This window comes from Microbacterium pseudoresistens, from assembly GCF_013409745.1.
Classification (GTDB): Bacteria; Actinomycetota; Actinomycetes; order Actinomycetales; family Microbacteriaceae; genus Microbacterium; species Microbacterium pseudoresistens.
This window is the reverse complement of sequence record NZ_JACCBH010000001.1, coordinates 838,399-862,856: the sequence shown is the minus strand read 5'-3', so window position 1 is coordinate 862,856 and position 24,458 is coordinate 838,399. Positions and strand designations below refer to the sequence as shown.

At 69.4% G+C, this 24,458-nt stretch carries 25 protein-coding genes; 11 read left to right on the top strand and 14 right to left on the bottom strand.

Annotated elements, in window-relative coordinates; translation table 11 throughout:
* Positions 1-21: 21 nt before the first annotated feature.
* Complete coding sequence (locus BKA02_RS04190; protein ID WP_179431582.1) at positions 22-804, top strand: IclR family transcriptional regulator; 783 nt, start codon at positions 22-24, stop codon at positions 802-804.
* A 58-nt stretch (positions 805-862) separates the two neighbouring features.
* Here BKA02_RS04190 and BKA02_RS04185 read toward each other — a convergent pair whose 3' ends face one another.
* Genes BKA02_RS04185 through BKA02_RS04165 form a run of 5 tightly spaced genes read right to left on the bottom strand, consistent with a single transcriptional unit; the run spans position 863 to position 6,622 of the window.
* A complete protein-coding gene (locus tag BKA02_RS04185; protein WP_179431580.1) occupies positions 863-2,140 on the bottom strand; it encodes an FCD domain-containing protein in 1,278 nt (425 codons plus the stop codon).
* Positions 2,141-2,920 (bottom strand): SDR family NAD(P)-dependent oxidoreductase, encoded by a 780-nt coding sequence (locus tag BKA02_RS04180; protein WP_179431578.1) that lies wholly within the window; start codon positions 2,918-2,920, stop codon positions 2,141-2,143.
* A complete protein-coding gene (locus BKA02_RS04175; RefSeq protein ID WP_179431576.1) occupies positions 2,913-4,442 on the bottom strand; it encodes a sugar ABC transporter ATP-binding protein in 1,530 nt (509 codons plus the stop codon). The genes BKA02_RS04180 and BKA02_RS04175 overlap by 8 nt, the downstream gene beginning before the upstream one ends.
* A gap of 13 nt (positions 4,443-4,455) precedes the next feature.
* The gene (locus BKA02_RS04170; RefSeq protein ID WP_179431574.1) at positions 4,456-5,535 is read right to left on the bottom strand and encodes a sugar ABC transporter substrate-binding protein; all 1,080 of its coding nucleotides are present in this window, start codon (positions 5,533-5,535) and stop codon (positions 4,456-4,458) included.
* Positions 5,536-5,593: 58 nt separating this feature from the next.
* Positions 5,594-6,622, bottom strand: a complete 1,029-nt coding sequence (locus BKA02_RS04165) for an ABC transporter permease subunit (RefSeq protein WP_179431572.1) — start codon at positions 6,620-6,622, stop codon at positions 5,594-5,596.
* Between the two features lie 208 nt (positions 6,623-6,830).
* Between BKA02_RS04165 and BKA02_RS04160 the strand changes: the two genes are divergently transcribed.
* Positions 6,831-7,682, top strand: a complete 852-nt coding sequence (locus tag BKA02_RS04160) for a TIM barrel protein (RefSeq protein WP_179431570.1) — start codon at positions 6,831-6,833, stop codon at positions 7,680-7,682.
* Positions 7,679-8,422 carry an SDR family NAD(P)-dependent oxidoreductase gene (locus tag BKA02_RS04155; RefSeq protein WP_179431568.1) on the top strand — a complete coding sequence of 248 codons (744 nt, stop codon included), beginning with the start codon at positions 7,679-7,681 and terminating at the stop codon, positions 8,420-8,422. Before BKA02_RS04160 ends, BKA02_RS04155 begins: the two co-directional genes overlap by 4 nt.
* Before the next feature lie 216 nt (positions 8,423-8,638).
* On the opposite strand, the gene BKA02_RS04150 is transcribed toward BKA02_RS04155, so the two are convergent.
* Both BKA02_RS04150 and BKA02_RS04145 read right to left on the bottom strand, forming a co-directional pair.
* Positions 8,639-9,457 carry a hypothetical protein gene (locus tag BKA02_RS04150; RefSeq protein WP_179431566.1) on the bottom strand — a complete coding sequence of 273 codons (819 nt, stop codon included), beginning with the start codon at positions 9,455-9,457 and terminating at the stop codon, positions 8,639-8,641.
* Between the two features lie 82 nt (positions 9,458-9,539).
* Positions 9,540-9,683, bottom strand: a complete 144-nt coding sequence (locus BKA02_RS04145; protein WP_179431564.1) for a hypothetical protein — start codon at positions 9,681-9,683, stop codon at positions 9,540-9,542.
* A 155-nt stretch (positions 9,684-9,838) separates the two neighbouring features.
* Here BKA02_RS04145 and BKA02_RS04140 point away from each other — a divergent pair, with 155 nt between their 5' ends.
* The 4 genes from BKA02_RS04140 to BKA02_RS04125 are packed head-to-tail and all read left to right on the top strand — an operon-like array spanning position 9,839 to position 12,106.
* Positions 9,839-10,186, top strand: coding sequence for a helix-turn-helix transcriptional regulator (locus BKA02_RS04140; protein WP_179431562.1), 348 nt, complete (start codon positions 9,839-9,841; stop codon positions 10,184-10,186).
* 2 nt (positions 10,187-10,188) lie between these two features.
* Positions 10,189-10,569, top strand: coding sequence for a DUF1048 domain-containing protein (locus BKA02_RS04135; protein WP_179431560.1), 381 nt, complete (start codon positions 10,189-10,191; stop codon positions 10,567-10,569).
* On the top strand, positions 10,566-11,345 hold the full coding sequence (locus tag BKA02_RS04130; RefSeq protein WP_179431558.1) for an ABC transporter ATP-binding protein: 780 nt from the start codon (positions 10,566-10,568) through the stop codon (positions 11,343-11,345). Before BKA02_RS04135 ends, BKA02_RS04130 begins: the two co-directional genes overlap by 4 nt.
* On the top strand, positions 11,342-12,106 hold the full coding sequence (locus tag BKA02_RS04125; protein WP_179431556.1) for an ABC transporter permease: 765 nt from the start codon (positions 11,342-11,344) through the stop codon (positions 12,104-12,106). The genes BKA02_RS04130 and BKA02_RS04125 overlap by 4 nt, the downstream gene beginning before the upstream one ends.
* 12 nt (positions 12,107-12,118) lie before the next feature.
* Here BKA02_RS04125 and BKA02_RS04120 read toward each other — a convergent pair whose 3' ends face one another.
* The 5 genes from BKA02_RS04120 to BKA02_RS04100 form a co-directional block, all read right to left on the bottom strand.
* Positions 12,119-12,940 (bottom strand): energy-coupling factor transporter transmembrane component T family protein, encoded by an 822-nt coding sequence (locus BKA02_RS04120; protein WP_179435193.1) that lies wholly within the window; start codon positions 12,938-12,940, stop codon positions 12,119-12,121.
* Between the two features lie 14 nt (positions 12,941-12,954).
* Positions 12,955-14,619 carry an energy-coupling factor transporter ATPase gene (locus BKA02_RS04115; protein ID WP_179431554.1) on the bottom strand — a complete coding sequence of 555 codons (1,665 nt, stop codon included), beginning with the start codon at positions 14,617-14,619 and terminating at the stop codon, positions 12,955-12,957.
* Between the two features lie 171 nt (positions 14,620-14,790).
* On the bottom strand, positions 14,791-15,336 hold the full coding sequence (locus BKA02_RS04110) for an ECF transporter S component (protein ID WP_179431552.1): 546 nt from the start codon (positions 15,334-15,336) through the stop codon (positions 14,791-14,793).
* Between the two features lie 59 nt (positions 15,337-15,395).
* Positions 15,396-16,316 carry a pirin family protein gene (locus BKA02_RS04105; protein WP_179435191.1) on the bottom strand — a complete coding sequence of 307 codons (921 nt, stop codon included), beginning with the start codon at positions 16,314-16,316 and terminating at the stop codon, positions 15,396-15,398.
* 2 nt (positions 16,317-16,318) lie between these two features.
* Positions 16,319-16,681 carry a GNAT family N-acetyltransferase gene (locus BKA02_RS04100; RefSeq protein ID WP_179431550.1) on the bottom strand — a complete coding sequence of 121 codons (363 nt, stop codon included), beginning with the start codon at positions 16,679-16,681 and terminating at the stop codon, positions 16,319-16,321.
* 140 nt (positions 16,682-16,821) lie between these two features.
* Here BKA02_RS04100 and recQ point away from each other — a divergent pair, with 140 nt between their 5' ends.
* From recQ to BKA02_RS04080, 4 genes are all read left to right on the top strand, one after another.
* Positions 16,822-18,858, top strand: a complete 2,037-nt coding sequence (gene recQ, locus BKA02_RS04095; protein ID WP_179431548.1) for a DNA helicase RecQ — start codon at positions 16,822-16,824, stop codon at positions 18,856-18,858.
* 168 nt (positions 18,859-19,026) lie between these two features.
* Positions 19,027-21,078 (top strand): acyl-CoA dehydrogenase family protein, encoded by a 2,052-nt coding sequence (locus BKA02_RS04090; RefSeq protein WP_179431546.1) that lies wholly within the window; start codon positions 19,027-19,029, stop codon positions 21,076-21,078.
* A 37-nt stretch (positions 21,079-21,115) separates the two neighbouring features.
* Positions 21,116-21,679: a DNA-3-methyladenine glycosylase I gene (locus tag BKA02_RS04085; protein WP_179431544.1), complete on the top strand. Its 564-nt coding sequence runs from the start codon at positions 21,116-21,118 to the stop codon at positions 21,677-21,679.
* A gap of 73 nt (positions 21,680-21,752) precedes the next feature.
* Positions 21,753-22,796: an NAD(P)-dependent alcohol dehydrogenase gene (locus tag BKA02_RS04080; RefSeq protein WP_179431542.1), complete on the top strand. Its 1,044-nt coding sequence runs from the start codon at positions 21,753-21,755 to the stop codon at positions 22,794-22,796.
* 21 nt (positions 22,797-22,817) lie between these two features.
* On the opposite strand, the gene BKA02_RS04075 is transcribed toward BKA02_RS04080, so the two are convergent.
* A complete protein-coding gene (locus tag BKA02_RS04075; protein ID WP_179431540.1) occupies positions 22,818-23,285 on the bottom strand; it encodes a recombinase family protein in 468 nt (155 codons plus the stop codon).
* A gap of 160 nt (positions 23,286-23,445) precedes the next feature.
* On the bottom strand, positions 23,446-24,435 hold the full coding sequence (locus BKA02_RS04070; protein WP_179431538.1) for a malate dehydrogenase: 990 nt from the start codon (positions 24,433-24,435) through the stop codon (positions 23,446-23,448).
* Positions 24,436-24,458: the final 23 nt, after the last annotated feature.

Below are 24,458 nucleotides of genomic sequence, written 5' to 3'. Positions count from 1 at the left end.
GACACGCGGCATACTCCCAATATGAGATCCGCTGACTGGAACGACGCCGACGAGGGAGCCACGTCGATGATCGGACGGGTCGCGGCGATCCTGGGACTCTTCGGCCCTGAGGAGTCGGTGCTGGGCGTATCGGAGATCGCTCGACGTACTGGCCTCGCCAAGTCGACCACCTCGCGTATCGTCCAGGAGTTGGTCGTGCATCAACTCCTGGAACGGACGGCGTCCGGAGTGCGGCTCGGACTGCGCGTCTTCGAGCTGGGCGAGGCCGCGGCGCGCCCCCGCGATCTCCGCAAAGTCGCCCTGGCCTCGATGTCCGACCTGCGCAGCGCCGTCGGGCTGACAGTCCACCTCGCAGTGCTCGAGCGGGAAGAGGTGGTCTACATCGAAATCCTCCCGGCCCGCGGCACGCCTCGGTTGCCGAGCCGCGTCGGAGGACGGATGCCTGCTCATGCCACCGGCGTCGGCAAGGCGCTGCTCGCCTTCCATGATGAGCAGTTCGTCGACGCCCTCGTGGCCGACGGACTGTCCAAGGTCGGACCGCACACCGTAACGGATGCCGATCGTCTGCGCCGAGAGTTGGCGCGGGTGCGCGCTGTCGGGGTCGCCTACGAGCGCGAGGAGAGCGGACCGGGCATCGCTTGCGCCGCCGCGTGCATCCGCGGCACCTCCGGCGAGCCGGTGGCAGCGATTTCGGCCGCGGGCTGGGACCGCACGTTCGATGTGAGAAGGGTGGGCCTCGCGGTGCAGACTGCCGCACTGGCGATCTCCCGCGAGGTCGGACGCCGACCAGGACTGCGACTCTGAAAACTGCGCCTTCACCACCCCGTTGCGAGATGTCGTTCCGCTCATCGGAACGATATGGTCACGAGCTCCCATCCGCGGACAGCTGCGCGAACGTCGCCCGCAGCACCTTCGCATCGAACTCCGGCGCGAAGTAGCCGATGAGCGACAGAGATGGGCGAGCCAAGTCGTTGGCAATCGCCGCGGAGGCTCCGGCGCCGTCCGCGCGGTCGATCGCGTCGAACACCGACTCGTGCAGGGCGTTGGCCATGGTCCACGCATCCGTGTTCTCGGGTCCGTGCATGAGCATGAAATGCCGGCTCCGTCCGATCAAGGCGTCGACCTGGTGGAGCAGGTCGTCTCCTAGCGCGCTCGATGCGGCGAGATGGAACTCGCGATGCGCCGTCTGCCAGTGCGATGTCGGAGACCCGCTGCTGAAGTCGCGCATGCGCTCCAGAGCGTCCGCCATGCGCTCCAGAGCGTGTCCGGCGGAGGACGCCTCGGCGGTCATGCGAGCACCGAGGCTCTCCAGTGCGATCCGCTGCACGTAGATACTCTGCACGGCCGCGGCGTCAAATCCGGCCTCAGCATCCTCGTCCACGGCACCCGCGGGATCCTGGTGGCCTGCCGACAATCGTTCGGCATGGGCAATCGTGGCGGGCTTGTATCCCGGCGCTCTGGCTATGAGCGATCGTGTGGCTGAGTCGGCGAGGTGATGGGCGAGACGGGCGACCGCGAGGTTATCGTGCCCGAGCCAGACCGCCTCGAGGATCAGCTCGTGCTCACGGTCGATCCGCTCTTGCACCGGGCGCGGCATGCTCCTCCACCGGTCGAACCGCTCCCTCGCCGTGGCGTCGGCGATGTCGCGTAGGTGCCGCCGCAGCTGCTCCGGCGCACCGGCGACGATCAGCTCGTGGAACTCGGCGTGCGCCTCGAACCAGTCGTCCGCATCGTCGTGACCACGCGCGTTGCGCATCCTTGACAGCAGACTCCGCCCGAGCTCGTGCTGGTCCTGGGTGAATGCGGCGATCCCGGCCGACACCGCGAGTGACTCCGCGAGGATCCGCAGCGCTTGCTGCACGTCGACCTCTTCGGGCGCGAAGCGCGCCACACGCGCGCGCTGGTTCGGCTCGATCTCGACCAGGCCCTCCTGTTGTAGCCGCCGCAGCACTTCTCGCACTGGCGTCCTGCTCACTCCCAGTTGCTCGGCCAAGGCGACCTGAGACAGGACGGACCCAGGGGCGAGGCGGCCATCGAGGATGCTCTCGCGGAGGTACGCGTGCAGCACGGGCACGCCGACCCCGCGGTCGGGTACGGTGACGAGGTCGATCCCCTCGATCCGGTCGCCTCGACGACCCACCTAGCGCACCTCCATGCCGCCCGCGACGTTGAACGCGGAACCTGTGATGTTGCGGGCCTTGTCGGATGCGAGGAACGAGATCATCTCCGCCACGTCCTCGGGAGTCTGCGGGCGGCCCATCGGCACCGACCCCAGGAAGTCCTCCCAGGCCCGCTCCCTCGAGACCCCTGCGCCCTCGGCCATCTGAGCGACCACCCCGTCGTGAAGCGGCGTCTCGACGATGCCGGGGCACACGGCGTTCACCGTCACCCCGGTGAGGGCGAACTCCTTGGCGATGCCCTGCGTCATGCCGATGATCGCGAACTTCGACGTGCAGTAGTGCAGGAAGCCCGGATAGGCCTCCTTGCCGACCACGGAGGACATGTTGAGCACGCGCCCCCATCCTCGCTCGACCATCCCCGGCAGGACCGCCTGAGTGGTAAACAATACCCCCTTGACGTTGATGTCCATGAGTCGGTCCCACTCCCTCTCGTCGAGTTCGAGGAAGGGCACGCGGCGCGAGACGCCGGCGTTGTTGACCAGGATGTCGATGGGGCCCAGGGCGTCCTCGACCGCGGTCACCATGCGCCGGCCGCTCTCCAGCGATCGCACATCGTGCTCGACCGCGACCGCGGTCCCGCCGGCATCGGCGATGCGGGCCACCGTCGCGGCGCCGGCGTCGGCAGAGACGTCCCCCACGGCGACCCGCGCGCCGTACGAGGCGAGCATCGCCGCCGTCGCCGCTCCGATTCCGCTGCCGCCGCCGGTGACGACCGCGGTCCTTCCGCTGAGATCAGGCATTGACTTTTCCTTTCGTTACGACATCCGGCATGACGCCGGTGTTCACGGCCTCGAGCAGAGCGGGCGTGGTCAGGCCCGCGTTCTCCACCATGGCGCACAGGCGACCCTGGTACATCACCCCGATGCGATCGCACACCTCGATGAGCTCGTCGGTGTCGCTCGACGCGATGACGACCACGGCTCCGGAGGCCGCCAGGCCGCGCAGGACCGCGTGGATGTCGGCGCGGGCGTGCACGTCCACCGCCGCCGTCGGATCGTCGAGCAGGAATACCGTGGCGTCGGCCTCCAGCCACTTGCCGAGCATCACCTTCTGCTGATTGCCTCCGGAGAGCACCCGAAGACGATCGCCGGCCTGATCGACCTTGATCCCGAGCTGCCGGATGCGCTGCTCCGCCCGTCGCGCGAGGGCCCGCCTCGTCAGCAGCAGCCCTCCGCGTCCGAGCGTCGCCACCCGAACTTGAACGATGTTGTCGACGATGCTCGAGTCGAGCATCACGCCCGATCGCTGGCGGTCCGGCGGTACGTAGGCGACCCCTCGGCGGACGCTCGCGTTCATGGTGCGCCCGACCTCGACGTCCCCGTCGAGCACGGCCGTGCCGGCGTCGGCCGGACGTGCGCCGAAGATGCTCTGCAGCAGCTCCCTCGCCCCCGATCCCTCGAGTCCGGCGATGCCCAGGACCTCTCCGCCGGATGCTCGGAAGGAGACGTGGTCGAAGGCGCCGATCAGGCCGAGGTCCCGCGCCTCCAGGGAGCGAGCCGACCGATCACCCGGGGAAGCGGGATCGGTCACGACGGCGACGCCGGCGGCGGCATCGCCCGCCATAGCTTGCACCGTCTCGGCGAGCGTGGTGGATGCGGCTGGCACGCCCGGCACGACGGTGCGCCCGTCGCGCAGCACCGTCACGCGATCGGCGACGCTGAAGACCTCCTGGAGGAAGTGCGAAACGTACACGATCGCCGTGCCGCTGTCGCGCAGTCCCCGGATCAGCTCGAGCAACTGTTCCGTCTCCCGAGCCTGCAGCGCCGAAGTCGGCTCGTCCAGCACCAGCACTCTCGGATCGAAGAGGAGCGCACGGGCGATCGCCACTCGCTGGCGATCGCCCGTGGAGAGCCCGCCGAGTAGCGTGCGGGGATCGAGGTCGAGGCCAACGCGTTCGAGCACCCTGCGGCTGCGTTCCCGCATGATCGCCTGGTCGATGAACCCGGCACGGCGGGGCTCGCGCATCACGAACAGGTTGGCCTGAACGCTGAGGTGCTCGAACACGTTCAGATCCTGCGCCACGACCGCGATCCCGTGCTCCCCCGCCTGCCGGGCCGACCCGAGCACGAGCTCCTCGTCGTCGAGCACGAGGGTGCCGGTGCTCGGCTGCTCCACGCCCACCAGGATCTTCACCAGCGTCGACTTGCCCGCGCCGTTCATTCCGAGCAGCGCGTGCACCTCGCCGGGGACGGCTGTGAAGCTGACCTCGGACAGCGCCGGCACCGACGCGTATGTCTTGGTGATCGACCGAGCCTCGTACATGCGGATCCGGTTCCTACTTGTTCGCGTCGGCGAGCGGCCGGGTGGCGACGGTGTCGGCCGCGAAGATCTCGTCGATGTACGGCTTCCAGTACGCCGCCTGCGCTTCGGGCGACGACTCGCGCTCCGCGATCTCCTCGACGTTCTCGGCGGTCACGGGGATCACCTCGATGGCGACCCAGCCCTTCGGCAGATCGGTGCCGTTCTTCAGCGACTCCGCGAGCAGGCGTGCCGAGACGTATCCGTGGAGGTACGACGACTGCGGGAACAGTCCGACGATGACTCCATCGCGCAGGCCCTGGAGGCTGATGTCGTTGATGTCGAAGCCGGCCAGCTGCCAGGTGGCGTCGGAGTCCTGCTTGATCTTGATGAGATTCTGCACGTCGGCTTCGCACGGGGTCATCATCGCCACCGCGTCGGCGTTGGCGGATACCGCCTGCTGCCACACGGTGAAGTTCTGAGCGGGATCGGACTTGCTGTCGAAGGGCTCCAGCACCTCGACGCCGGGAAGGCGCTCCGCCATGCGCTCGCGGAAGCCGTCGATGCGGGACGTGAGCACCGAGAGGCCGGGAACGCAGATGCCCGTCGGGATCTTGCCCGTGATGTCCTCCGAGCCGTGCTGCGCGATGAGGGCGTCTGCGACGGCATCCGCGCCCATGCGTCCGATGTCGAAGCCGTTGTCGCCGACGAAGATCGTCGAGCTTGAATCGGAGGCGGGAGCGATCGTGTACGGGAGGACGGTGATGCCGGCGTCCTCCGCGTCCTGCACCGGACGGGTGAAGAGGTCCGGCGGGAGCTCCTGGAGCAGGATGCCGTCTGGGCGCGTGGAGACGACCTGCTGGAAGATCTTCACCTCCGTGGCCGGATCGATGTTGGCGGGGCCGGCGACCTCGAGGTGGACTCCCCCCACCTCGGCGATCGCCGCCTTGGCGCCCGCGGCGGTGGTCTGAGCGAAGGGCAGAGCGGTGGTGCCCTGGACGAGCGTGATGGACACGTTGTCGTCGCCTGCGTCGGCCTCGCCGCCGGCGCAGGCCGTGAGGCCGAGGGCGACGACGCCGGTGACGGCCAGGGCGATCATGCGATGGTGCGTTCTCATGGTCTTCTCCTTTGAAGGGCGGTGCTTCGGGTGATGGACGCCGTTCGGGCGGCGGTGTTCAGGTACGACGGGGACGGATGAGGCGGAACAGGCGATTGCGCAGAGAGCTGTCCAGAGCGACGGCGCCGATGATGACGACGCCGGTGACGAGAGTTCCCCAGTTGGCGCTGACGCCGAAGTAGACGAGCCCCGCGTTGATGACGGTGATGAGCACCGAGCCCAGGAGGGCCCCAATCACGGTTCCGGAGCCGCCGGACAGGGCGGTGCCGCCGATGATGGCCGCGGCGATCACCACGATCTCCTGTCCGGTGCCCAGGGACGGGTCGGCGCTGCCGAAGAACGCGACGCTGAGCACTCCCGCGAGCCCGGCGAGGCCGGCCGTGAGCATGAACGCCTGCATGCGCACGCGACGCACCGGTATGCCTGCGTACTCGGCGGCGCGGCCGTTGCTGCCGATCGCCCGCACGAGCACTCCGAAGCGGGTCCAGCGGTAGATCACGTGCAGCAGTACGCCGGCCGCGACCAGCACCAGGACCGAGGTGGGGATGCCCAGGACGCTGCGCCCCAGCACGTCGAAGAACGAGCCGTGCGCCGAGATCGTGATCGGTCCGCCGCCGCTGATCACGAGGTCGAGCCCCCGGAACACCGACAGGGTGCCCAGCGTGACGATGATGCCCGGTAGTCGGAAGAGGTTGGCGATGCCGGCGTTGAGGGCGCCGAAGGCCGCTGCGAGGACCAGCGTGAGCAGTCCCGACAGCCACGGGTCCACGCCCGCCCTGATGAACATCGCACAGATCACGGCGCTCAATCCGAACACGCTGCCCACCGACAGATCGAGCTCCTGCATCGACAGCAGGTACACCATGCCGAACGCCATCAGGCCGACGAACGCCGAGTCGCGCAGCACGGAGGTCATCGAGTGGAACTGCAGGAAATCGGGATGCAGCGCCGAGATGACGACGACAAGCACGACCAGCGCGCCCAGAACGCCTCCCTCCTCCGCGAGGACCCTGCGGCTTCGCTTCGTGACGCCGGCTGCCTCGGGGACGGTCGTGGTCAGGTCCTGCTGGGTGGGCGTGACGGTCACGGACATTCCTCCTCGAATGCGACGGCGATACGTCGTACGAGAAAGAATGCATCCAGAAATCACGTCTGTCTAGCCAGTGTTCCGATGATCGGAACAACAAGTGTCAACCTGTATGCACTATGTATTGAATGGCCTGGACGACAACACGTCGCCGTTCGACGATGAAGGGGGCTCGACGATGCGATCGAGATTCGCTGCGGCTTTCTCGGTGAACTGCTCGATCCTGTTCCCGGAGCTGCCGATGCTGAGTCGCCCGGCGGCCGCGCGCGCAGCCGGCTTCGACGCTGTCGAGTTCTGGTGGCCCTTCGACTCCCCCGCTCCCTCGGCGCGTCAGGTCGACGACTTCGCGGTCGCCCTGGACGACGCCGGTGTCACGCTGACCTCCCTCGGCTTGGATCACGGCGATCTCGCGAACGGCGACCGCGGCATCTTCGCTTCGGCGGCACGGGGGGATCGTCTGCGTCGCAACGTCGACGCCGCGCTCACGCTGGGAGAGCGCACTGGCTGTCGAACGTTCGTCGGACTCTACGGGGTGGTTGATTCGGATGACGCGAGTGCTGCGGAGACCGCCGTCCGCCAGTACTCGTGGGCGGCCGGCGTGGTTGCGGATGCCGCCGGAGAGATCGTCATCGAGCCGATGAGCGGCGTGCCCGGCTACGGCATCCGTTCCTTGGGCCAGGCGGCAGAGTTCATCGAACGCGTGCGGGAGGTCTCGGGCGTCTCGAACCTCGGCGTACTGGCCGACCTGTTCCATCTGATCGAGACGGAGCCGGATATCTCAGCGTCCCTTCGCCGGCATGCCTCGTTCATCCGCTATGCGCAGATCGCCGATCGGCCTGGTCGTGGTGTGCCCGGATCCGGAGGCGAGCCGCTCGCCGACCTTCTACTGCTGCTCGAGGAGCTCGGCTACACCGGCCCGGTGGGCCTCGAGTTCGCGCCGAGCAGGCGGGGCACCGCCGCCGACCTGGCGGCGTTCAGAGATTGGGCCGGATTGAGCCCGGTTCCAGGCGACGAAACGCATGCGATTACACGGGCCACAACGGGAAAGGGAATGTCATGACCTCAGCACGACTCTCCGGACGAACCGCCGTCGTGACGGGCGGAGCCGTGGGCATCGGACAGGTGCTCGCCCAGAAGCTCGCGAGCGAGGGAGCCCGCGTCGCGATCCTGGACATCTCGGATGCCGAGGAGACGGTCGATCTCATCGTCGAGGCCGGGGGACGGGCCAGCGCGCATCGCGTCGATCTCACCGATCCGGCAGCTGTTTCCTCCGTGGTCGACGCGGTGGCCGACTCCGTCGGTTCGCCTGACATCCTCGTGAACAACGCCGGGATCTATCCGCCGATCCCGTGGGACGAGATCACCCTTGAGGTGTGGCGTCAGGTGTTCGCCGTAAACGTGGAGTCGATGCTGCACACGATGCAGGCGTTCACGCCAGCGATGCGCGAACGACGGTGGGGTCGAGTGATCAACATTTCATCGAGCTCGGTGGGACTCGTGATCCCCGATCTCGTCCCCTACATCGCGAGCAAGATGGCTGTCATCGGCCTGACGCGGGGAGCCGCCACCGAACTCGCGGCCGAGGGCATCACGGTGAACTCGATCGGCCCGAGCCTCGTGAAGACGCCGACCGGCACCTCGCCGGCGCATCTCTACGACATCGTCCCGCAGCTTCAGGCCATCAAGCGCGCAGAGGAGCCGGAGGACCTGGCGGGCGCCGTCGCCTTCCTGGCGTCCGACGACGCGGCCTTCCTCACCGCCCAGAACCTCTGGGTCGACGGTGGCCTCTTGCGCTCTTGACTCTTGAAACCTCTGGTTCTATCGAGCGGCTCGATGGTTGTCTTGCTTGTCCGCGTGGAGCGGAAGGAGGTCGTCGACATCGAGAAGGTGCCGTCTGAGAAGGGTCGCCGCGCAAGGTCTTCGCACACAATGTCCCCGGCCACCGCATCTACGGCGGCACGAACGAGATCATGCGCGACCTCGTCGGCCGCCAGATCGCCGGCAAGCGCTGACGCGTCACTCGAACGTGAACTTCCCGCCCTCGCGCAGGAACGGTGACCCGGGCCCCGGAGGCAGCGGCCCGCCTTCGCCGCCGAGCCGCACGCCGTTGAGCTTGTAGCCGTCGCGCCACACCTCGTCGTGCTCCTCGGTCAGGAACACCACGGCGTCGGCCAGCGCCGCATCCTCGAAGGCGTAGATCTGCCACGTCGTCCCCTCGGCGAAGCGATCCAGCCAGCTGTCGTCGATGAGGTCCGCGAGCTCCGCCTCGTGCTGCGAGCCGTCGGCGCCGTGGTACCGCACCGTGATGTCCTGCCCGCCTTCGGCATCCACGGTGTTGTAAAGGACCGTGGCGGTGCGGGGCGTGCGGTCGAGGGGTGGGAGCGGCCCGCGAGTCATCAACCACATCCCGAGTACGGCGACGCCCGTGAAAAGCGCCGTCCCAGCGCCGGGGATGACCATGGCCCATTCGGGGAGGTTCTGCGGCCCGATCCAGAAGAGCAGCGGCAGGCCGGCCGCCAGCGAGATGGTCATGCATCCCCAGCCGATCGCGCAGAGCACCTCGCCCATCCAGACGGCCGTGCGCTCTCCTGCCCGGATGCTTCGGACGGGAGCGATGAACAGCACCACCGTCAGAATGACGCCGAAACCGAACCCGATCCAGGTCAGGGCCACGCGACCCCAGTCGGTGAGCACGAGCACGACGATGCCGATCACGATCACGGCGAGGCCGCCGAAGATCAGGCCGATGAGGTGCTCGAGCCAGAACGGCGCCGTGCGCTCCTCGCGGATCACGCCGCCCCGTCGACTGCTCGTGACCCTGATGCGTCTTGCCATGCGACCCGCCTCCTTCGACCCAGGATGCCGCAGGCGACTCTCTCCCGATCACGGGTCGTGGTGAGAAGGAGGTTCTGGTCGATCAGGGCGGGGCGTCGATGCCGAGGCGCGCAGCGGCCTCGGCGCGGCGCCGGTCGCGGGTCCACAGGCGCACGTCGCCCCTGATCAGGGGGCTGGCGAGCAGGTGATCGATCCAGATGGACGTGTCGACGAGGATGCGCGTCATGACGCGCGGCGGTGTCGATCCGCGGCCATCGCGTTGGGATCGCTGCCGCCGAGCGCGGTGAGGCGCAGGCTGATCTCGGTAGTCAGTGTTGCTCAATAGCGGTACTCAGTGCTACTTTGTACTGGTAGTCAGCAACACTGAGTAGGAGGCGTCGCGTGGCGAACCAGATGACGGAGATGCTCAAGGGCACGCTCGAGGGCATCGTGCTCGCGATCCTCGCCGACAAGCCGGCGTACGGATACGAGATCACGGCCCGGCTGCGCGAAGAAGGCTTCTCCGACACCGCGGAGGGCACCGTGTACGCGCTGCTCGTGCGCATCGAGCAGCGCGGTCTCGTCGATGTCGAGAAGGTCCCGTCCGAGAAGGGGCCGCCACGCAAGGTGTTCTCCCTCAACCCGCAGGGGAGGGCGCAACTGGCCGAGTTCTGGGCCACCTGGCGCGTCCTCGCCGACCGCATCGAACGCCTCCGCACCACCGACAACTCCGACGACGAAAGACACTGATCATGGCACTGAAATGGATCGAAGCGCTCACCGGATCGCTCGAGCAGAAGAAGCAGTACCGCACGGACAAGGCACGCATCGACGCCCTTCCTGAGCCCTACGCCTCCGTGGCCAAGGCGATGCACCGGTACTTCCTGTACTACGGCGGCATCACCGACGGCGAGACCCTCATCACGATGCTCACCGACCTCACCGACCTCTGGGAGCGCGCGGCGATCGACGGCACGCCCGTGCACGACATCGTCGGCGACGACCCGGTGGACTTCACCGAGACGTTCGCGAAGTCGTACCGCGGCACGGAATGGATCGACAAGGAGCGCGCACGCCTGCGCAAGGCGTTCGACGCGGCCGCCGACGAGAGCGACAAGGATGCGGGCTCATGACCGTGGCCTCTGCATCCGCCATCCACGTGCGTGGGATCGAGAAGTCGTTCGGCGACCTCGACGTGCTGCGCGGCGTCGACCTGGACGTGCAGGCGGGAAGCATCTTCGCCCTGCTCGGCTCCAACGGTGCCGGAAAGACCACGCTCGTGCGCATCCTCTCCACGCTGCTGAAGGCCGACGCCGGCACGGCCGTGGTGAGCGGGTTCGACGTCGCGACCGCACCCGGCGACGTACGGCGGTCGATCAGCCTCACGGGTCAGTTCGCCGCCGTGGACGAGGTGCTCACCGGCCGGGAGAACCTCGTGCTCGTGGCCCGGCTGCGTCACCTTCCCGACCCCGCCGCGATCGCCGACGACCTGCTCGCGCGCTTCTCGCTGACGGATGCCGGTGGACGCCGTGCCGGCACCTACTCCGGCGGCATGCGCCGCCGGCTCGATATCGCGATGAGCCTGGTCGGAGACCCTCCGGTCGTCTTCCTCGACGAGCCGACCACGGGTCTGGACCCGCAGTCGCGCATCGAGGTCTGGCAGACGGTCAGGCAGCTGGCGGATGCCGGCACGACCGTGCTGCTGACCACGCAGCACCTCGACGAGGCCGAGCAGCTCGCGGATCGGATCGCGATCCTCCACGAGGGCACGATCATCCAGAACGGCACGCTGGCCGAGCTCAAGAAGCTGCTGCCCGCCGCCGAAGTCGAGTACGTCGAGAAGCAGCCGAGTCTGGAGGATGTCTTCCTCGCCCTCGTCGGCCCGACAGCACGAAAGGATTCCGCATGACCAGTCACGTTCTCAGCGACACGCGCGTCCTCACCGGGCGATCACTGCGTCACATCCTGCGCAGCCCCGACACGATCATCACCACCGCGATCACACCGATCGCCCTGCTCATGCTCTTCGTGTGGGTGTTCGGCGGCGCGATCGACACCGGCGGCAGCGGCTCGTACATCGACTACATGCTCCCCGGCATCCTGCTCATCACGATCGCCTCCGGCATCTCGTACACCGCCTACCGGCTGTTCCTCGATATGCAGGGCGGGATCTTCGAGCGATTCCAGTCGATGCCGATCGCGCGCTCGAGCATTCTGTGGGCGCATGTGCTCACCTCGGCGGTGGCGAACATGCTCTCGGTGGCGATCGTCGTCGGTGTCGCGTTCGCGATGGGTTTCCGCACCGGGGCGTCGTTCGGCGCCTGGCTCGGCGTCGCCGGCGTCCTGCTCCTGTTCACGCTCACCCTCACGTGGATCGCCGTGATCGCCGGGCTCTCCGCCAAGACGGTCGACGGCGCGAGCGCGTTCAGCTACCCGCTGATCTTCCTGCCCTTCGTCAGCTCGGCATTCGTGCCGACGGCATCCATGCCCGCTCCGGTCGCGTGGTTCGCCGAGCACCAGCCGGTCACCTCGATCGTGAACACGATCCGGGCGCTGTTCGCCGGTCAACCGGTGGGCGGCGACATCTGGGTGGCGATGGCGTGGCTCGTCGGCATCCTCGCCGCCGCGTACGCGGGCGCCGGGCTCGTGTACCGCCGTCGTCTTTCCTGACGCCCCGGAGGATCAGCGCAGGAAGAGGACGAATAGGGTCGCCGAAGCCGCGAGCATCGCGACGATGAAGACGACGTCGCGGGCACGGAAGGGCACGACGTGCCGCTCGGTCCTGGTCGGATGCGCGCCGAAGGCCCGCGAGTCCATCGCCAGCGCCACGCGCTCAGCGTGTCGAATGGCGCCGGCCAGCAGCGGCACGATGTAGCCCCATCCGCGGGCCAGCCGTGCGATCGGCCCGCGTCCGCCCCAGAAGCCGGATGCGTGTCCGCGCACCCGATGCGCCGCGCGGATGACCGCGAGCTCGTGTCCGAAGCGAGGCACGAATCGGTACGCGGCCAGCGCGGTGTATCCGATCCGGTACGGCACGCGCAACTGCTGTACGCTGGCCCGCACGAGGTCGGGGCCGGTCGTCGTGAGCCCGCCGATGAAGGCGAGCGCGAGGATCGCGCCCAGGCGCAGCGCGGTCGCCGCACCGATGAGCAACGCGCCGGAGCGCAGGTGCCAGTCGCCGATCCGCAGCACGCTCGCCGTGTCGGCGACGCGCGCGGGGTCGGCCCACACCGCGAAGCCGAGACCGAGCAGGAGCATCCCGACCGGCATGGCCAGGAATAGGATCGCGAGCACCCGACCGCTCAGCCGTGCCCCGGTGAGCAGCACGAGGTACGCCAGCGCGAGGAAGGCCGCCGGCGTCGCGAGGTCACGCGTGAACGGGAGCAGTGCCATCGCGGGCAGCACGGCGCCGACCTTCGCGAGCGGATTCAGATGGTGCAGGTACGCATGACGCGGCACCGGGGCCGCGCTCGCGTACGGGTCGGCCACGGGCGAGGTTGTCATCGTCGGCTTGGCGCTCACCGCACGCGCTCCTGCAGCAGGGGCCGGAGGGCAGGGGGCACGGCGCGCAGCGCATCCGGCAGGCGGAGGCCGGCACCCTCGCGCAGCACGTCGGCCGTGCGCCCCGCGGCGCGGATGCGGCCGCCGGTCAGCACGACGACGTGGGATGCGTGCTCGGCGACGATGCGCATGTCGTGCGTGACGAGCACGATCGTCGTGCCCTCGGCGCGCAACTGCTGCACGAGGTCGAGCAGTTCGGTGGCACGCGCGTGGTCCTGCCCGAACGTCGGTTCGTCGAGCACGAGCACCTCGGGGCGAGTGATGAGCGCTGTGCCCACCGACAGGCGCCGCTTCTCGCCGCCGGAGAGCAGGAAAGGATGCACCGCCGCTTTGTGCTCGAGGCCGAAGCGGCCGAGCATCGCCCCGACCTTCTCGTCGATCTCATCGGCGGGCGAATGCCGAAGCCGCAGGCCGTGCGCGAGATCCTCGAACACCGTGGGGGCGATGAACTGGTGCTCCGGGTTCTGGAAGACGAAGCCGATCCGTGCGGTCAGCTCACGCGGCGACGCGGTCGCCGGGTCCAGCCCTGCTACCTGCACATGCCCGCGCGGCGGCGGCACGACGCCCGCGATCGCCTGCACCAGGGTCGTCTTGCCCGCGCCGTTGGCGCCGACGACGGCGGTGATGGATCCGGCCGGGATGTCGAGGTCGATGTCGTGCAGGATCGTCGTCTTGCGTCGCGCGACGGTGAGACCCCGCACGCGCACGATCGGTTCGGATGCGGGCTCGGCGGCAGCATCCGGGGCAGGAGTCGGCACGTCGGTGACGGCGTCGGCGAGCGCAACCTGCAGCTCGCCCGCGGTGAGCGGCAGGGGTTCGACCGGCACGCCGCGCTCGCGCAGCCGCCGCGCCAGGAGTGCCGCGGTGGGCAGCCAGACGCCCAGCGCGGTCAGCTCGTCGGCGTGCCCGCGCAGCACCTCTTCGGGCGTCCCGTCGAAGGCGAGGCGCCCCGCCCGGTCGAGCACGAGCACGCGGGTGGCGATCGCGAGCGCCGGGTCGAGGGCGTGCTCGACGAGCACGATCGCCCGCGCGGCATCGGTCGCGACGTCGCCCAGCGCGTCGTAGACGTCGTCGATGCCATCCGGGTCGAGATTCGCCGTCGGCTCATCGAGCACGAGCACGCGCGAGCCGGTGGCCAGCGCCGCCGCGATCGCGAGCCGCTGTCGCCCCCCGCCCGAGAGCCGGTCGGGGTTCTCGTCGCGCCGCTCCCACAGCCCCATCCGCCGCAGTGCCGCCTCGGATCGGGCGAGCACCTCGGCCACCGGCATCCGCAGGTTCTCCAGTGCGAAGGCGACCTCGTCGAGCACCGTCCCCGTGACCAGTTGCGCATCCGGATCCTGGAACACCATCGACACCTCGGTGCTCAGCCGGGCGACGGGGGTGTCGGCCGTGTCGAGGCCGGTGATCCCGACCGATCCGTCCACCGTCGCGGGAACGGCATGCGGGATGAGTCCGTTCAGGGCGAGGGTGAGCGTGGACTTTCCCGAGCCGCTCGGGCCCAGCAGCAGTACGACCTCGCCGGCGGCGATCTCGACCGAGATCCCGCGCGGCGAGGGGTTGCCGGACCCCGCGTGCGTCAGTGACAGATCGCGCACGCGGATCAGCGGTGCGGATGACGACACGAAGACCTCGGGTGGAAGGGGGATGCCCTTCCAATTTAGCCGAGCCTTACCTGTGCGGCCACTGCGGGGTCGGGAGCATGACGCCGCCTCGGGAGGACTTCTCCGGCTCGGGAGGACGATCGGACGCCATCACTCCTCCCGACGCGGGGTTCTCCTCCCGCGGATGCGCGCTCAGCGCTGCGCGACGCCCGCCCTGCGCAGGGCAGAGCCCACACCGAGTCCGATCGCCGTCCAGACCACGGGCCCCAGCACGGCGAGGATGAGGTAGGTCACCTGCACCCAGATCGCCATCGAGCCGAGGTCCACGGCGAAGAAGACGACCACGGCGACGATGACGCCGATGATCGCGGCCGAGACGAAGAAGCGCCACGCCCCCCAGGCCCGGTAGCGGGTGAGGGCCGCGATGCCCTCCTGGATGAGCCCGAACAGCAGCGCCGTGCCGATGTAGCGGGGAAACCACGCGGGGTTGAACGCGCTGCCCACCAGGGCCGCGAGCACGTGGGTGAGCAGGGCCACGAGAGGCAGGCGCAGCACCTCCTGCGCGATGATCCCAGGCAGCACGTGCGAGCCGAGCACGAGACCGTACAGGAACGGCGCGGCGAGCAGCACGACCGGGGTGATCCATCCGGCCACTCCGGCGACGAGACCGGTGGCGACGCCGAGCGCCGCACAGGTCAGCAGAACGCGTGTGGACAGCAGCCGAGAGCGGGTGGGCACCAGCCCAGCGTAGTCGCGCCGGGCCCCCGCGGAGTGCTCTGTGGATCGCCTCGTGCCGCTCAGACCCGGCGGTGCCGCGGGCGCAGGTGCACCGGGGGGATGGGCGGGGCGGGGATGCGCTCGGCTCCATGCCCCACGACATGGCCGAATCGCTCCGCGCCGGCCTCCCACTCTTCGCGCGCCACGGCGATCTCGTCGTGCGTGCGGGCGGCGAAGTTCCACCACATCACCAGATCCTCCTCGAACGGGGCGCCGCCGAGCAGGAAGAGCAGTGCGCCCTCCTCGGTGATGACCTCGACGCGGTCGCGGGAGTCGCCGAGGTACAGCATCGAACCCACCGGCACCTCCTTGGCGGCGACGTGCGCATCGCCCTCGACGGCGAGCACCGCGTGCTCCCAGTCGATCCGCAGCGGCAGCGAGACTCGCGAGTCGGGGTCGAGGCGGATCTCGGCGCCCACGATCGGCGTGTACGCCGTGGCGGGCGAGTGCGTGCCGGCGAACTCGCCGAGCACGACGGTCGCCGTCGCCGCCGGGCCGTCTTCGGCGGGCAGCGACAGTGCGGGCAGGTCGGTGTGCTGCTCGAACGCGCCGTGCCCCGCGCAGGCCTCCTCGGGCAGCGCGACCCAGAACTGCAGGGCGTCCAGCGGCACGGCATCGTCGCCGACGGAGTACTCCGAGTGCGAGATGCCGTGCCCGGCCGTCATGAGGTTGAGCTGCCCGCGGCGCAGCACCACGTCGCTGCCCACGGCGTCGCGGTGACGGATCTCGCCGACCAGCGGCCAGGTGACGGTCTGCAGGCCGATGTGCGGATGCGGTTCCACGCGCATGCGCACCTCGTCGGGTCCGAAGCGGTCGAGGAAGCACCAGGCCCCGATGGTCGGCAGGTCGCGGCTGGGCAGGATGCGCCGCACATCCATGTCCCGCACGCCGCCCAGCGGCACCTGTCGCGGCTCCAGCAGGATCGAGCGCGGGCCGTGCATGCTCATTTCGACGCGGTCTGTTCTCCGGGCTGCTCGTCCGGCTGCTGCGCGGGCCGCGTCTCGGGGGCGGGGCGCACGCGGGCGCCGGGGATATCGTGCGTGTCGGCGTAGCGGGCGATGTACGGGCACAGCGGCACGATCTCGAGTTCGCGTGCCACGGCATCCGCGAGTGCATCGCCGGCCAGGCGCCCCGCGAGACCCTTGCCCTGGAAGGCAGGGTCGATCTCGGTGTGCACGAACCGGATCGTGTCGGCGGAGGCGGCATCCGGGCGCAGCTCGAACTCGACGAATCCGGCGAGCGTACCGTCGTGATGGATCTCGTAGCGGGATGCGTCATCTTTACGGGTGACGGCGATGTCGGTCATGCGTCCTCCTCCGCCGGGCGGATGCCCGTGCCTGTCTCCAACCTACGCCTGCGGCGGGACTGCGGGACGGGAGTCGACGAGCCCGCACGGCCGTCCGCACCGCGGCCCGTGGTGTCGGCGCGGCTCGTTACGCTGGGGGCATGCCGCCGCATGGTCCCCGCGACTCGTCTCGCGATCCCTATCAGGACCTGCCTCTGCCCGAGCCGCCCGACGACTTCTATGCCGACGACGTCTACGGCGATCCGTGGGACGACGCTCAGCACCCCGAAGAGGGCGAGTGGATGGGCGTGCCCGATGCGACGCCGGTCGCGAGCTTCGCCCCGCCCGCCGCAGCCGCCCCCGCGCGCTTCGCGACGCCCGCCGACGCGCTGCGCACGGTGTACGGCTACGAGTCGTTCCGCGGTGATCAGGCCGAGATCATCGATCAGGTCGTCTCCGGCGGCGACGCCGTCGTGCTCATGCCCACCGGCGGCGGCAAGAGCGTCTGCTATCAGATCCCCGCACTCGTGCGCGAGGGCACGGGACTCGTCGTCAGCCCGCTCATCGCGCTGATGCACGATCAGGTGGATGCGCTGCGCGCCAACGGCGTGAACGCCGCCTACCTCAACTCCACGCAGAGCGCCGCCGAGCGCGCCGACGTCGAGCGCGCGTATCTGGCCGGCGAGCTCGATCTCGTCTACGTCGCGCCCGAGCGGCTGTCGTCGCCTGCGACGACCCGGCTGCTGCAGCGCGGCGCGCTCAGCGTGATCGCGATTGACGAGGCGCATTGCGTGTCGCAGTGGGGTCATGACTTCCGACCCGACTACCTCGCGCTCGGCGACCTGGGTGAGCGGTTCCCCGGGGTGCCGCGCATGGCGCTCACTGCCACGGCGACCCGCGCCACGCACAAGGAGCTCACCGAGCGCCTGCACCTCGACGGCCCTGGGGGCACCCCCGCGGCGAAGCACTTCGTGGCGAGCTTCGATCGGCCGAACATCCAGTACCGGATCGTGCCGAAGGTGGATCCGCGCAAGCAGCTCGTCTCCTTCATCCGCTCCATGCCCGAGGGTGCCGCGGGCATCGTCTACGCCCTCAGCCGCAAGTCCGTCGAGCAGACCGCGACATATCTCGCCGCGCAGGGCTTCGACGCGCTGCCGTACCACGCGGGCCTTCCTGCCGAGGTGCGGGCGGCCAACCAGGCGCGCTTCCTGCGCGAGGGCGGCGTCGTCATGGTCGCGACGATCGCGTTCGGCATGGGCATCGACAAGCCGGATGTCCGCTTCGTCGCGCACATCGACTTGCCGAAATCCGTCGAAGGTTACTACCAGGAGACCGGTCGCGCCGGCCGCGACGGCGAGCCGAGCGTGGCGTGGATGGCGTACGGCCTCGGCGACGTCGTGCAGCAGCGCCGACTCATCGACCAGTCGCCGGGCGACCGCACGTTCAAGATGCGGATGGGGCAGCACCTCGACGCCATGCTCGCACTGTGCGAGACGGTCGAGTGCCGCCGGCAGAATCTGCTGAACTACTTCGGGCAGGAATCCGGCCCGTGCGGCAACTGCGACACGTGCCTGGAGAAGCCCGATACGTTCGACGGACTCGTCCCGGCGCAGAAGCTGCTCTCGACGATCGTCCGCCTGAAGCGCGAGCGCAACCAGGCCTTCGGCGCCGGGCACCTCATCGACATCCTCCGCGGATCCTCGAACGACCGCATCCGCCAGCAGAAGCACGACGGCCTCGCGACCTACGGCATAGGCACCGACCTCTCCGATCAGGACTGGCGCAGCGTCGTGCGGCAGCTGCTCGCCCGGGGCATCCTCGTCGCCCAGGGCGACTACGGCACCCTCGCACCGGGTGAGGCGGCTGGTGGAGTGCTGAAGGGCGAGACGCCCGTTCCGCTGCGCAAGGACACGATGGGTCGGGTCAGCGGCGGTGGCCGCGCGCGCAAGGCGTCGGCCGCATCGGATGCTGTCGCCGAGGGCGATCGCTCGCTGTTCGAAGCGCTGCGGGCGTGGCGCGCTGAGACGGCACGCGAGATCGGCAAGCCGGCGTACATCGTGTTCGGCGACGCCACGCTGCGCGCGCTCGCGGAGCTGCGCCCGGCATCCATCGGCGAGCTCGACGGCATCACCGGCATCGGCGAGAAGAAGCGCGAAGCCTACGGCGATGCCGTGCTCGCCGTGATCGCGGCGACCTGATGCGGATGCTCCGACCCACGGCGACAAGCGGGGACGCTGTGGTGAGCAGACAACGCGCCGCGACCGCGCCCCCGGCTGCATTTGGAGATTTACCACAGTCAGTTTCGGTGCTGCTTGGAGGAGTCCTACGGTAGGAGTATCCCTACTTCTTCCCTGAGAGGAATGCTCATGGTCGACGTCACCGCCGCCAGCTCCGCCCCCGCGGAGACGACCCCGCAGCTCGACGCCGTGAAGGTCAACGAGATGCTCCTGGGCACTTGGGCGCCCATCCGTCGCGAGGCCCGCGAGATGATCAAAGACCCAGCGTTCTGGCGCGACGATGCGCTCGGCAAGGATGCGCACCGCGAGCGCGTGCTCAGCCAGCTGCACCTTCTCGTGCAGAACGGTGCCGTGCACCGCGCTTTCCCGAAGCGCCTGGGCGGCTCCGAAGACAACGGCGGCAACATCGCCGGCTTCGAAGAGCTCGTCGCCGCCGACCCCAGCCTGCAGATCAAGTCGGGTGTGCAGTGGGGACTGTTCGGCGGCGCCGTGCTGCAGCTGGGCACCGAGGAGCACCACGACCGCTGGCTGCCCGGGATCATGGACCTCTCCATCCCGGGCGCGTTCGCCATGACCGAGATCGGTCACGGATCGGATGTGCAGGCCATCGGCACGACGGCCACGTACGACCCCGAGACCGAGGAGTTCGTCATCAACACGCCGTTCCGCGCGGCGACGAAGGAGTTCCTCGGCAACGCGGCGCTGCACGGCATCGCCGCCACCGTGTTCGCCCAGCTCATCACGAACGGCGTCAACCACGGCGTGCACTGCTTCTACGTGCCGCTGCGCGGAGACGACGGCAAGGACCTTCCCGGCATCGGGCGCGAGGACGACGGCCTCAAGGGCGGGCTCAACGGCATCGACAACGGACGCCTCAGCTTCGACCACGTGCGCGTTCCCCGCACGAACCTGCTCAACCGCTACGGCGACGTCGCCGCCGACGGCACCTACACGAGCCCGATCGACAGTCCAGGACGCCGCTTCTTCACGATGCTCGGAACGCTCGTGCAGGGGCGCGTGTCGCTCGACGGCGCCGCGTCGTGGGCATCCGCCCTGGGCCTGCACATCGCCCTCACCTACGGCACGCAGCGCCGCCAGTTCGACGGTGTGAACGGCGAGGAGACGGTGCTGCTCGACTACGGCAAGCACCAGCGGCGCCTGCTGCCCAGGCTCGCGACGACGTACGCGCAGATCTTCGCGCACGACGAGTTCCTGCAGAAGTTCGACGGCGTCTTCTCCGGCCGCACCGACACCCCGGAGGATCGCGAGGACCTCGAGACCCTCGCCGCCGCCCTCAAGCCGCTGTCGACATGGCACGCGCTCGACACGTTGCAGGAGTGCCGCGAGGCGTGCGGAGGCGCCGGCTTCATGTTCGACAACCGCTTCGTCGGCCTGCGGCAGGACCTCGACATCTACGTCACCTTCGAAGGCGACAACAACATCCTGCTGCAGCTGGCCGGAAAGCGTCTGCTCACCGACTTCGCCACGCAGTTCAAGGGCAAGGATGCCGCCGCTCTCGCCCGGTACGCCGTCGAGCAGACCGCGGGCAAGGTGTTCCACGGCGCGGGCCTGCGTCAGTTCGGGCAGGCCGTCGCCGATCTCGGATCCACCGCGCGCTCGGTCGAGAACGGGCTGCGCGAAGAGCAGCAGCACGAGCTGCTCTCCGACCGCGTCGAGCAGATGATCGCCGACATCGCCGGTCGACTGCGTCCCGCCGGCAAGGACAAGGTGCTCGGCGAGAAGCTGTTCAACGAGAACCAGGCCGATCTCATCGAGGCGGCGCGTGCGCACGGCGAGCTGCTGCAGTGGGAGGCCTTCACGGATGCCGTGCACAAGGCCGACGACGAAGGCACGACCAAGGTGCTCACCTGGCTGCGCGATCTGTTCGGCCTGCACCTCATCGAGAAGCACCTCGCCTGGTACCTCGTCAACGGGCGCCTGTCGGCGCAGCGCGCCGCCGCGGTCTCGCGCTACATCGATCGCCTCTGCCTGCGGCTGCGCCCGCACGCGCTCGACCTCGTGGCCGCATTCGGCTACGCCCCCGAGCACGTGCGCGCCCCCATCGCCTCGGGCATCGAGCAGGAGCGGCAGGACGAGGCCCGCGCCTACTACGCCGAGCTGGAGGCCTCCGGGCAGGCCCCGGTGCTCGAGAAGACGCTGAAGAAGAAGGCGAAGAAGTAACGCGGTCGATGTCGGCGGCGACCCCTACGCTGGCGCCATGACGATCGCCGCCGACGACCGGACCCGCTGCGCCTGGGCGGGGGACGACCCGGAGTACCGCCGCTACCACGACGAGGAGTGGGGCGTCGCGCTGCACGGGGACCGCGCGCTGTACGAGAAGATGACGCTGGAGGGCTTCCAGGCCGGGCTCTCCTGGATCACGATCCTGCGCAAGAGGCCCCGGTTCCGCGAGGTGTTCGCGGGCTTCGACCCTTCGGTCGTCGCTCGATTCGACGAGGGCGACGTCGACCGGCTCATGGCCGATGCCGGCATCATCCGCAATCGCGCGAAGATCGAGGCGGCGATCGGCAACGCTCGTCTCGTCGACGCGATGGCCGACGGTGAGCTGGACGCACTGATGTGGTCGTTCGCGCCGCGGGGCCGGAGGGCTCGTCCGCAGAGCATGACCGAGATCCCTGCGACGACGCTCGAGTCGGTGGCGATGAGCAAAGCGCTGCGGGCCCGCGGGTTCCGCTTCGTGGGGCCCACGACGATGTACGCGCTCATGCAGTCGACGGGCATGGTCGACGACCACATCGTCGGATGCTGGCGCGCGAACTGATCGAAGCCCCCGACTCCGCGCGTCCTTAGGATGAAGAAGCCGGTGATCCGCCGGCTGATCATCGAGGAGGACCATGTCCGTCGTCTCCGCCTTCGCCGCTCCCGCCGAGGGCGCGCCCCTCGAACGGACCACCGTCACGCGCCGTGATCCGGGCCCGCTCGACGTCGTGATCGACATCGTCTTCGCGGGCATCTGCCACTCCGACATCCACACCGTGCGCGGCGACTGGGGGCCGCAGCAGTACCCGCTCACACCCGGGCACGAGATCGCGGGCATCGTCTCGGCGGTCGGCGACGAGGTCACCCGGTTCGCGGTCGGTGACCGCGTGGGCGTCGGCTGTCTGGTCAATTCGTGCGGGCAGTGCGATGCCTGCCGTCGCGGCCTGGAGCAGCACTGCCGCGAACGCGCCGTCGGCACGTACGGTGCGGTCGACCGCGACGGCACGATCACCCAGGGCGGATACTCGCAGCAGGTCGTCGTCACCGAGGCGTTCGTGCTGCGCATCCCCGACTCGATCCCCCTCGACCGCGCAGCGCCCCTTCTGTGCGCGGGCATCACCACCTACTCGCCGCTGCGGCATTGGAACGTCGGACCGGGTTCACGCGTCGCGGTGGTCGGACTCGGCGGCCTCGGACACATGGGCGTGCAGATCGCGCACGCCCTGGGCGCCGAGGTGACCGTGTTGTCGCAGACGCTCTCGAAGAAAGACGTCGGCCTTCGACTCGGTGCCGACCGCTACCTCGCCACGAGCGACCCTGAGACGTTCCGCTCGCTGCGGCACTCGTTCGATGTGATCCTCAACACGGTCAGCGCCCCGCTCGACTTCAGCGCCTACCTGCGCCTGCTCGACATCGACGGCACGATGGTATGCGTGGGCCTTCCGCCCGAGCCGATGAGCGTCGACGTCGCGCAGCTCATCGGCGGGCGCCGTTCGCTGGCGGGATCGAACATCGGCGGGATCGCCGAGACGCAGGAGATGCTCGACTTCTGCGCTGAGCACGGCATCGCCGCCGAGATCGAGGTCATCGGCGCCGCCGACATCAACGTCGCCTACGAGCGTGTGCTCGCCTCGGACGTTCGGTTCCGCTTCGTCATCGACGCGGCTACCTTCGCCTGAGCGCGGGCCCGGTCGTCGGCGTCAGCGGGCGATGTCGGCGAGGTGATGCGCGTGGTGCGCGAGCACCTTCACGATCACACCGTGCCGGCGCAGCGCCGCCACGGTGCGGGCCTCTTCGTCGGTGTCGCGGCCGAGCGCGTGCACGTTCGCCACGACGAGCACATCACCGGCGGTGAGGGTGTCGATGAGCCGGGCGATCCGGTCGTTCCAGCTCTCCAGGATGTCAGGGGCCGGATGGCGGAACCCCTCGATGGGAACGCCGAAGCGGGTGAGGTCTTCGCGCTGCTCGACGACTGACGGCATGCCGTCGCGTGCGACGACGAGGCCGACGAGACGTGAGCCCTCGGGCCGGGCCGACCACCAGTTGCGGTTGTCCTGAAGCTGCGTGAAGCACTTCGGGCACTCTGCGGCGGGATGCGGCAGATGCAGCGGACTCGTCGCAGCCTCGTCGTGCATCGCCGATGCCCCGGTGTGCGTCTTCTCGCTCATCGCCGAACCTCCGCCATCCATTCTGCCCTGAACCGCCGACATCGGGGCATCCGCCTCGTGCGTTGTGGACAGTGCGTCAGCGCTGCTGCAGGCGCGATGACCGCGCCCCGGGGAGGAGGGCCGGGGCGGATGCCGAGACGGCGTTCAAAGAGGCAGCCGTTCAGATCAGCCCGAGCCGGCGCACGGCGTCGCGCTCATCCACGAGCTCGGCGACGGAGGCATCGATGCGCGTGCGTGCCCCCGCATCCGGCTGCAGACCCTCCACGATGCGCCAGCGGCCGGCGACGGACTCCACGGGGAAGGAGCAGATGAGCCCCTCGGGTACGCCGTACTCGCCGTGCGAGACGACACCGGCGCTCGTCCAGTCGTCGGTGCCGAGCGCCCAGGAGCGCACGTGGTCGATCGTCGCGCTGGCAGCAGAGGCCACCGACGACGACCCGCGCACGGAGATGATCTCGGCGCCGCGCCCCGCGACGCGGGGGATGAACGTCTCGCCCAGCCAGGCGTCGACGTCGCCCACGCGTGCGGCCAGAGCATCCGCGGCGGGGCGCCCGTCGATGAGCGCGTGACCGACGTCGGGGAACTGCGTCGCGGAGTGGTTTCCCCAGATCGGCACGCGGCGGACCGAGGCCACCGGCACCTCGAGCGCTGCGGCGAGCTGCGCGCGGGCGCGGTTCTCGTCCAGGCGGGTGAGAGCGCTGAACTGCTCGGCGGGCACTCCGTCGGCGGCGGCCGCGGCGATGAGGGCGTTCGTGTTCGCGGGGTTGCCGACCACCGTCACGCGTACGCCCGAGGCGGCGTTCGCCGCGATGGCCGCACCCTGCGGACCGAAGATCGCCCCGTTCGCCGCGAGCAGGTCGCCGCGTTCCATGCCGGGCCCGCGCGGTCGTGAGCCCACGAGCAGAGCGTGGTCGGCGCCGGCGAAGCCGACGGCCGGATCGTCGGTGACCTCCACGTCGTCGAGCAGAGGGAACGCGCCGTCCTGCAGTTCGAGGGCTGCGCCCTCGGCCGCCCCCAGCCCTGCGGGGATCTCGAGGAGCCGCAACCGCACGTGCTCGTCGGGGCCGAGCATGTCGCCCGCCGCGATGCGGAACAGCAATGCGTAGCCGATCTGCCCGCCGGCACCGGTGATCGTGATCGTCGTGGTCATGGGTCGAGACTATTCCCCGTCGG

Coding starts and splice junctions, on each gene's coding strand:
- BKA02_RS04085 (WP_179431544.1), top strand. CDS start 21,116: ATGACGATCGCCGCCGACGACCGGACCCGCTGCGCCTGGGCGGGGGAC.
- BKA02_RS04090 (WP_179431546.1), top strand. CDS start 19,027: ATGGTCGACGTCACCGCCGCCAGCTCCGCCCCCGCGGAGACGACCCCG.
- BKA02_RS04075 (WP_179431540.1), bottom strand. CDS start 23,285: ATGAGCGAGAAGACGCACACCGGGGCATCGGCGATGCACGACGAGGCT.
- BKA02_RS04125 (WP_179431556.1), top strand. CDS start 11,342: ATGACCAGTCACGTTCTCAGCGACACGCGCGTCCTCACCGGGCGATCA.
- BKA02_RS04100 (WP_179431550.1), bottom strand. CDS start 16,681: ATGACCGACATCGCCGTCACCCGTAAAGATGACGCATCCCGCTACGAG.
- BKA02_RS04175 (WP_179431576.1), bottom strand. CDS start 4,442: ATGTACGAGGCTCGGTCGATCACCAAGACATACGCGTCGGTGCCGGCG.
- BKA02_RS04105 (WP_179435191.1), bottom strand. CDS start 16,316: ATGCACGGCCCGCGCTCGATCCTGCTGGAGCCGCGACAGGTGCCGCTG.
- BKA02_RS04155 (WP_179431568.1), top strand. CDS start 7,679: ATGACCTCAGCACGACTCTCCGGACGAACCGCCGTCGTGACGGGCGGA.
- BKA02_RS04120 (WP_179435193.1), bottom strand. CDS start 12,940: ATGACAACCTCGCCCGTGGCCGACCCGTACGCGAGCGCGGCCCCGGTG.
- BKA02_RS04190 (WP_179431582.1), top strand. CDS start 22: ATGAGATCCGCTGACTGGAACGACGCCGACGAGGGAGCCACGTCGATG.
- BKA02_RS04145 (WP_179431564.1), bottom strand. CDS start 9,683: ATGACGCGCATCCTCGTCGACACGTCCATCTGGATCGATCACCTGCTC.
- BKA02_RS04130 (WP_179431558.1), top strand. CDS start 10,566: ATGACCGTGGCCTCTGCATCCGCCATCCACGTGCGTGGGATCGAGAAG.
- recQ (WP_179431548.1), top strand. CDS start 16,822: ATGCCGCCGCATGGTCCCCGCGACTCGTCTCGCGATCCCTATCAGGAC.
- BKA02_RS04070 (WP_179431538.1), bottom strand. CDS start 24,435: ATGACCACGACGATCACGATCACCGGTGCCGGCGGGCAGATCGGCTAC.
- BKA02_RS04150 (WP_179431566.1), bottom strand. CDS start 9,457: ATGGCAAGACGCATCAGGGTCACGAGCAGTCGACGGGGCGGCGTGATC.
- BKA02_RS04180 (WP_179431578.1), bottom strand. CDS start 2,920: ATGCCTGATCTCAGCGGAAGGACCGCGGTCGTCACCGGCGGCGGCAGC.
- BKA02_RS04080 (WP_179431542.1), top strand. CDS start 21,753: ATGTCCGTCGTCTCCGCCTTCGCCGCTCCCGCCGAGGGCGCGCCCCTC.
- BKA02_RS04135 (WP_179431560.1), top strand. CDS start 10,189: ATGGCACTGAAATGGATCGAAGCGCTCACCGGATCGCTCGAGCAGAAG.
- BKA02_RS04170 (WP_179431574.1), bottom strand. CDS start 5,535: ATGAGAACGCACCATCGCATGATCGCCCTGGCCGTCACCGGCGTCGTC.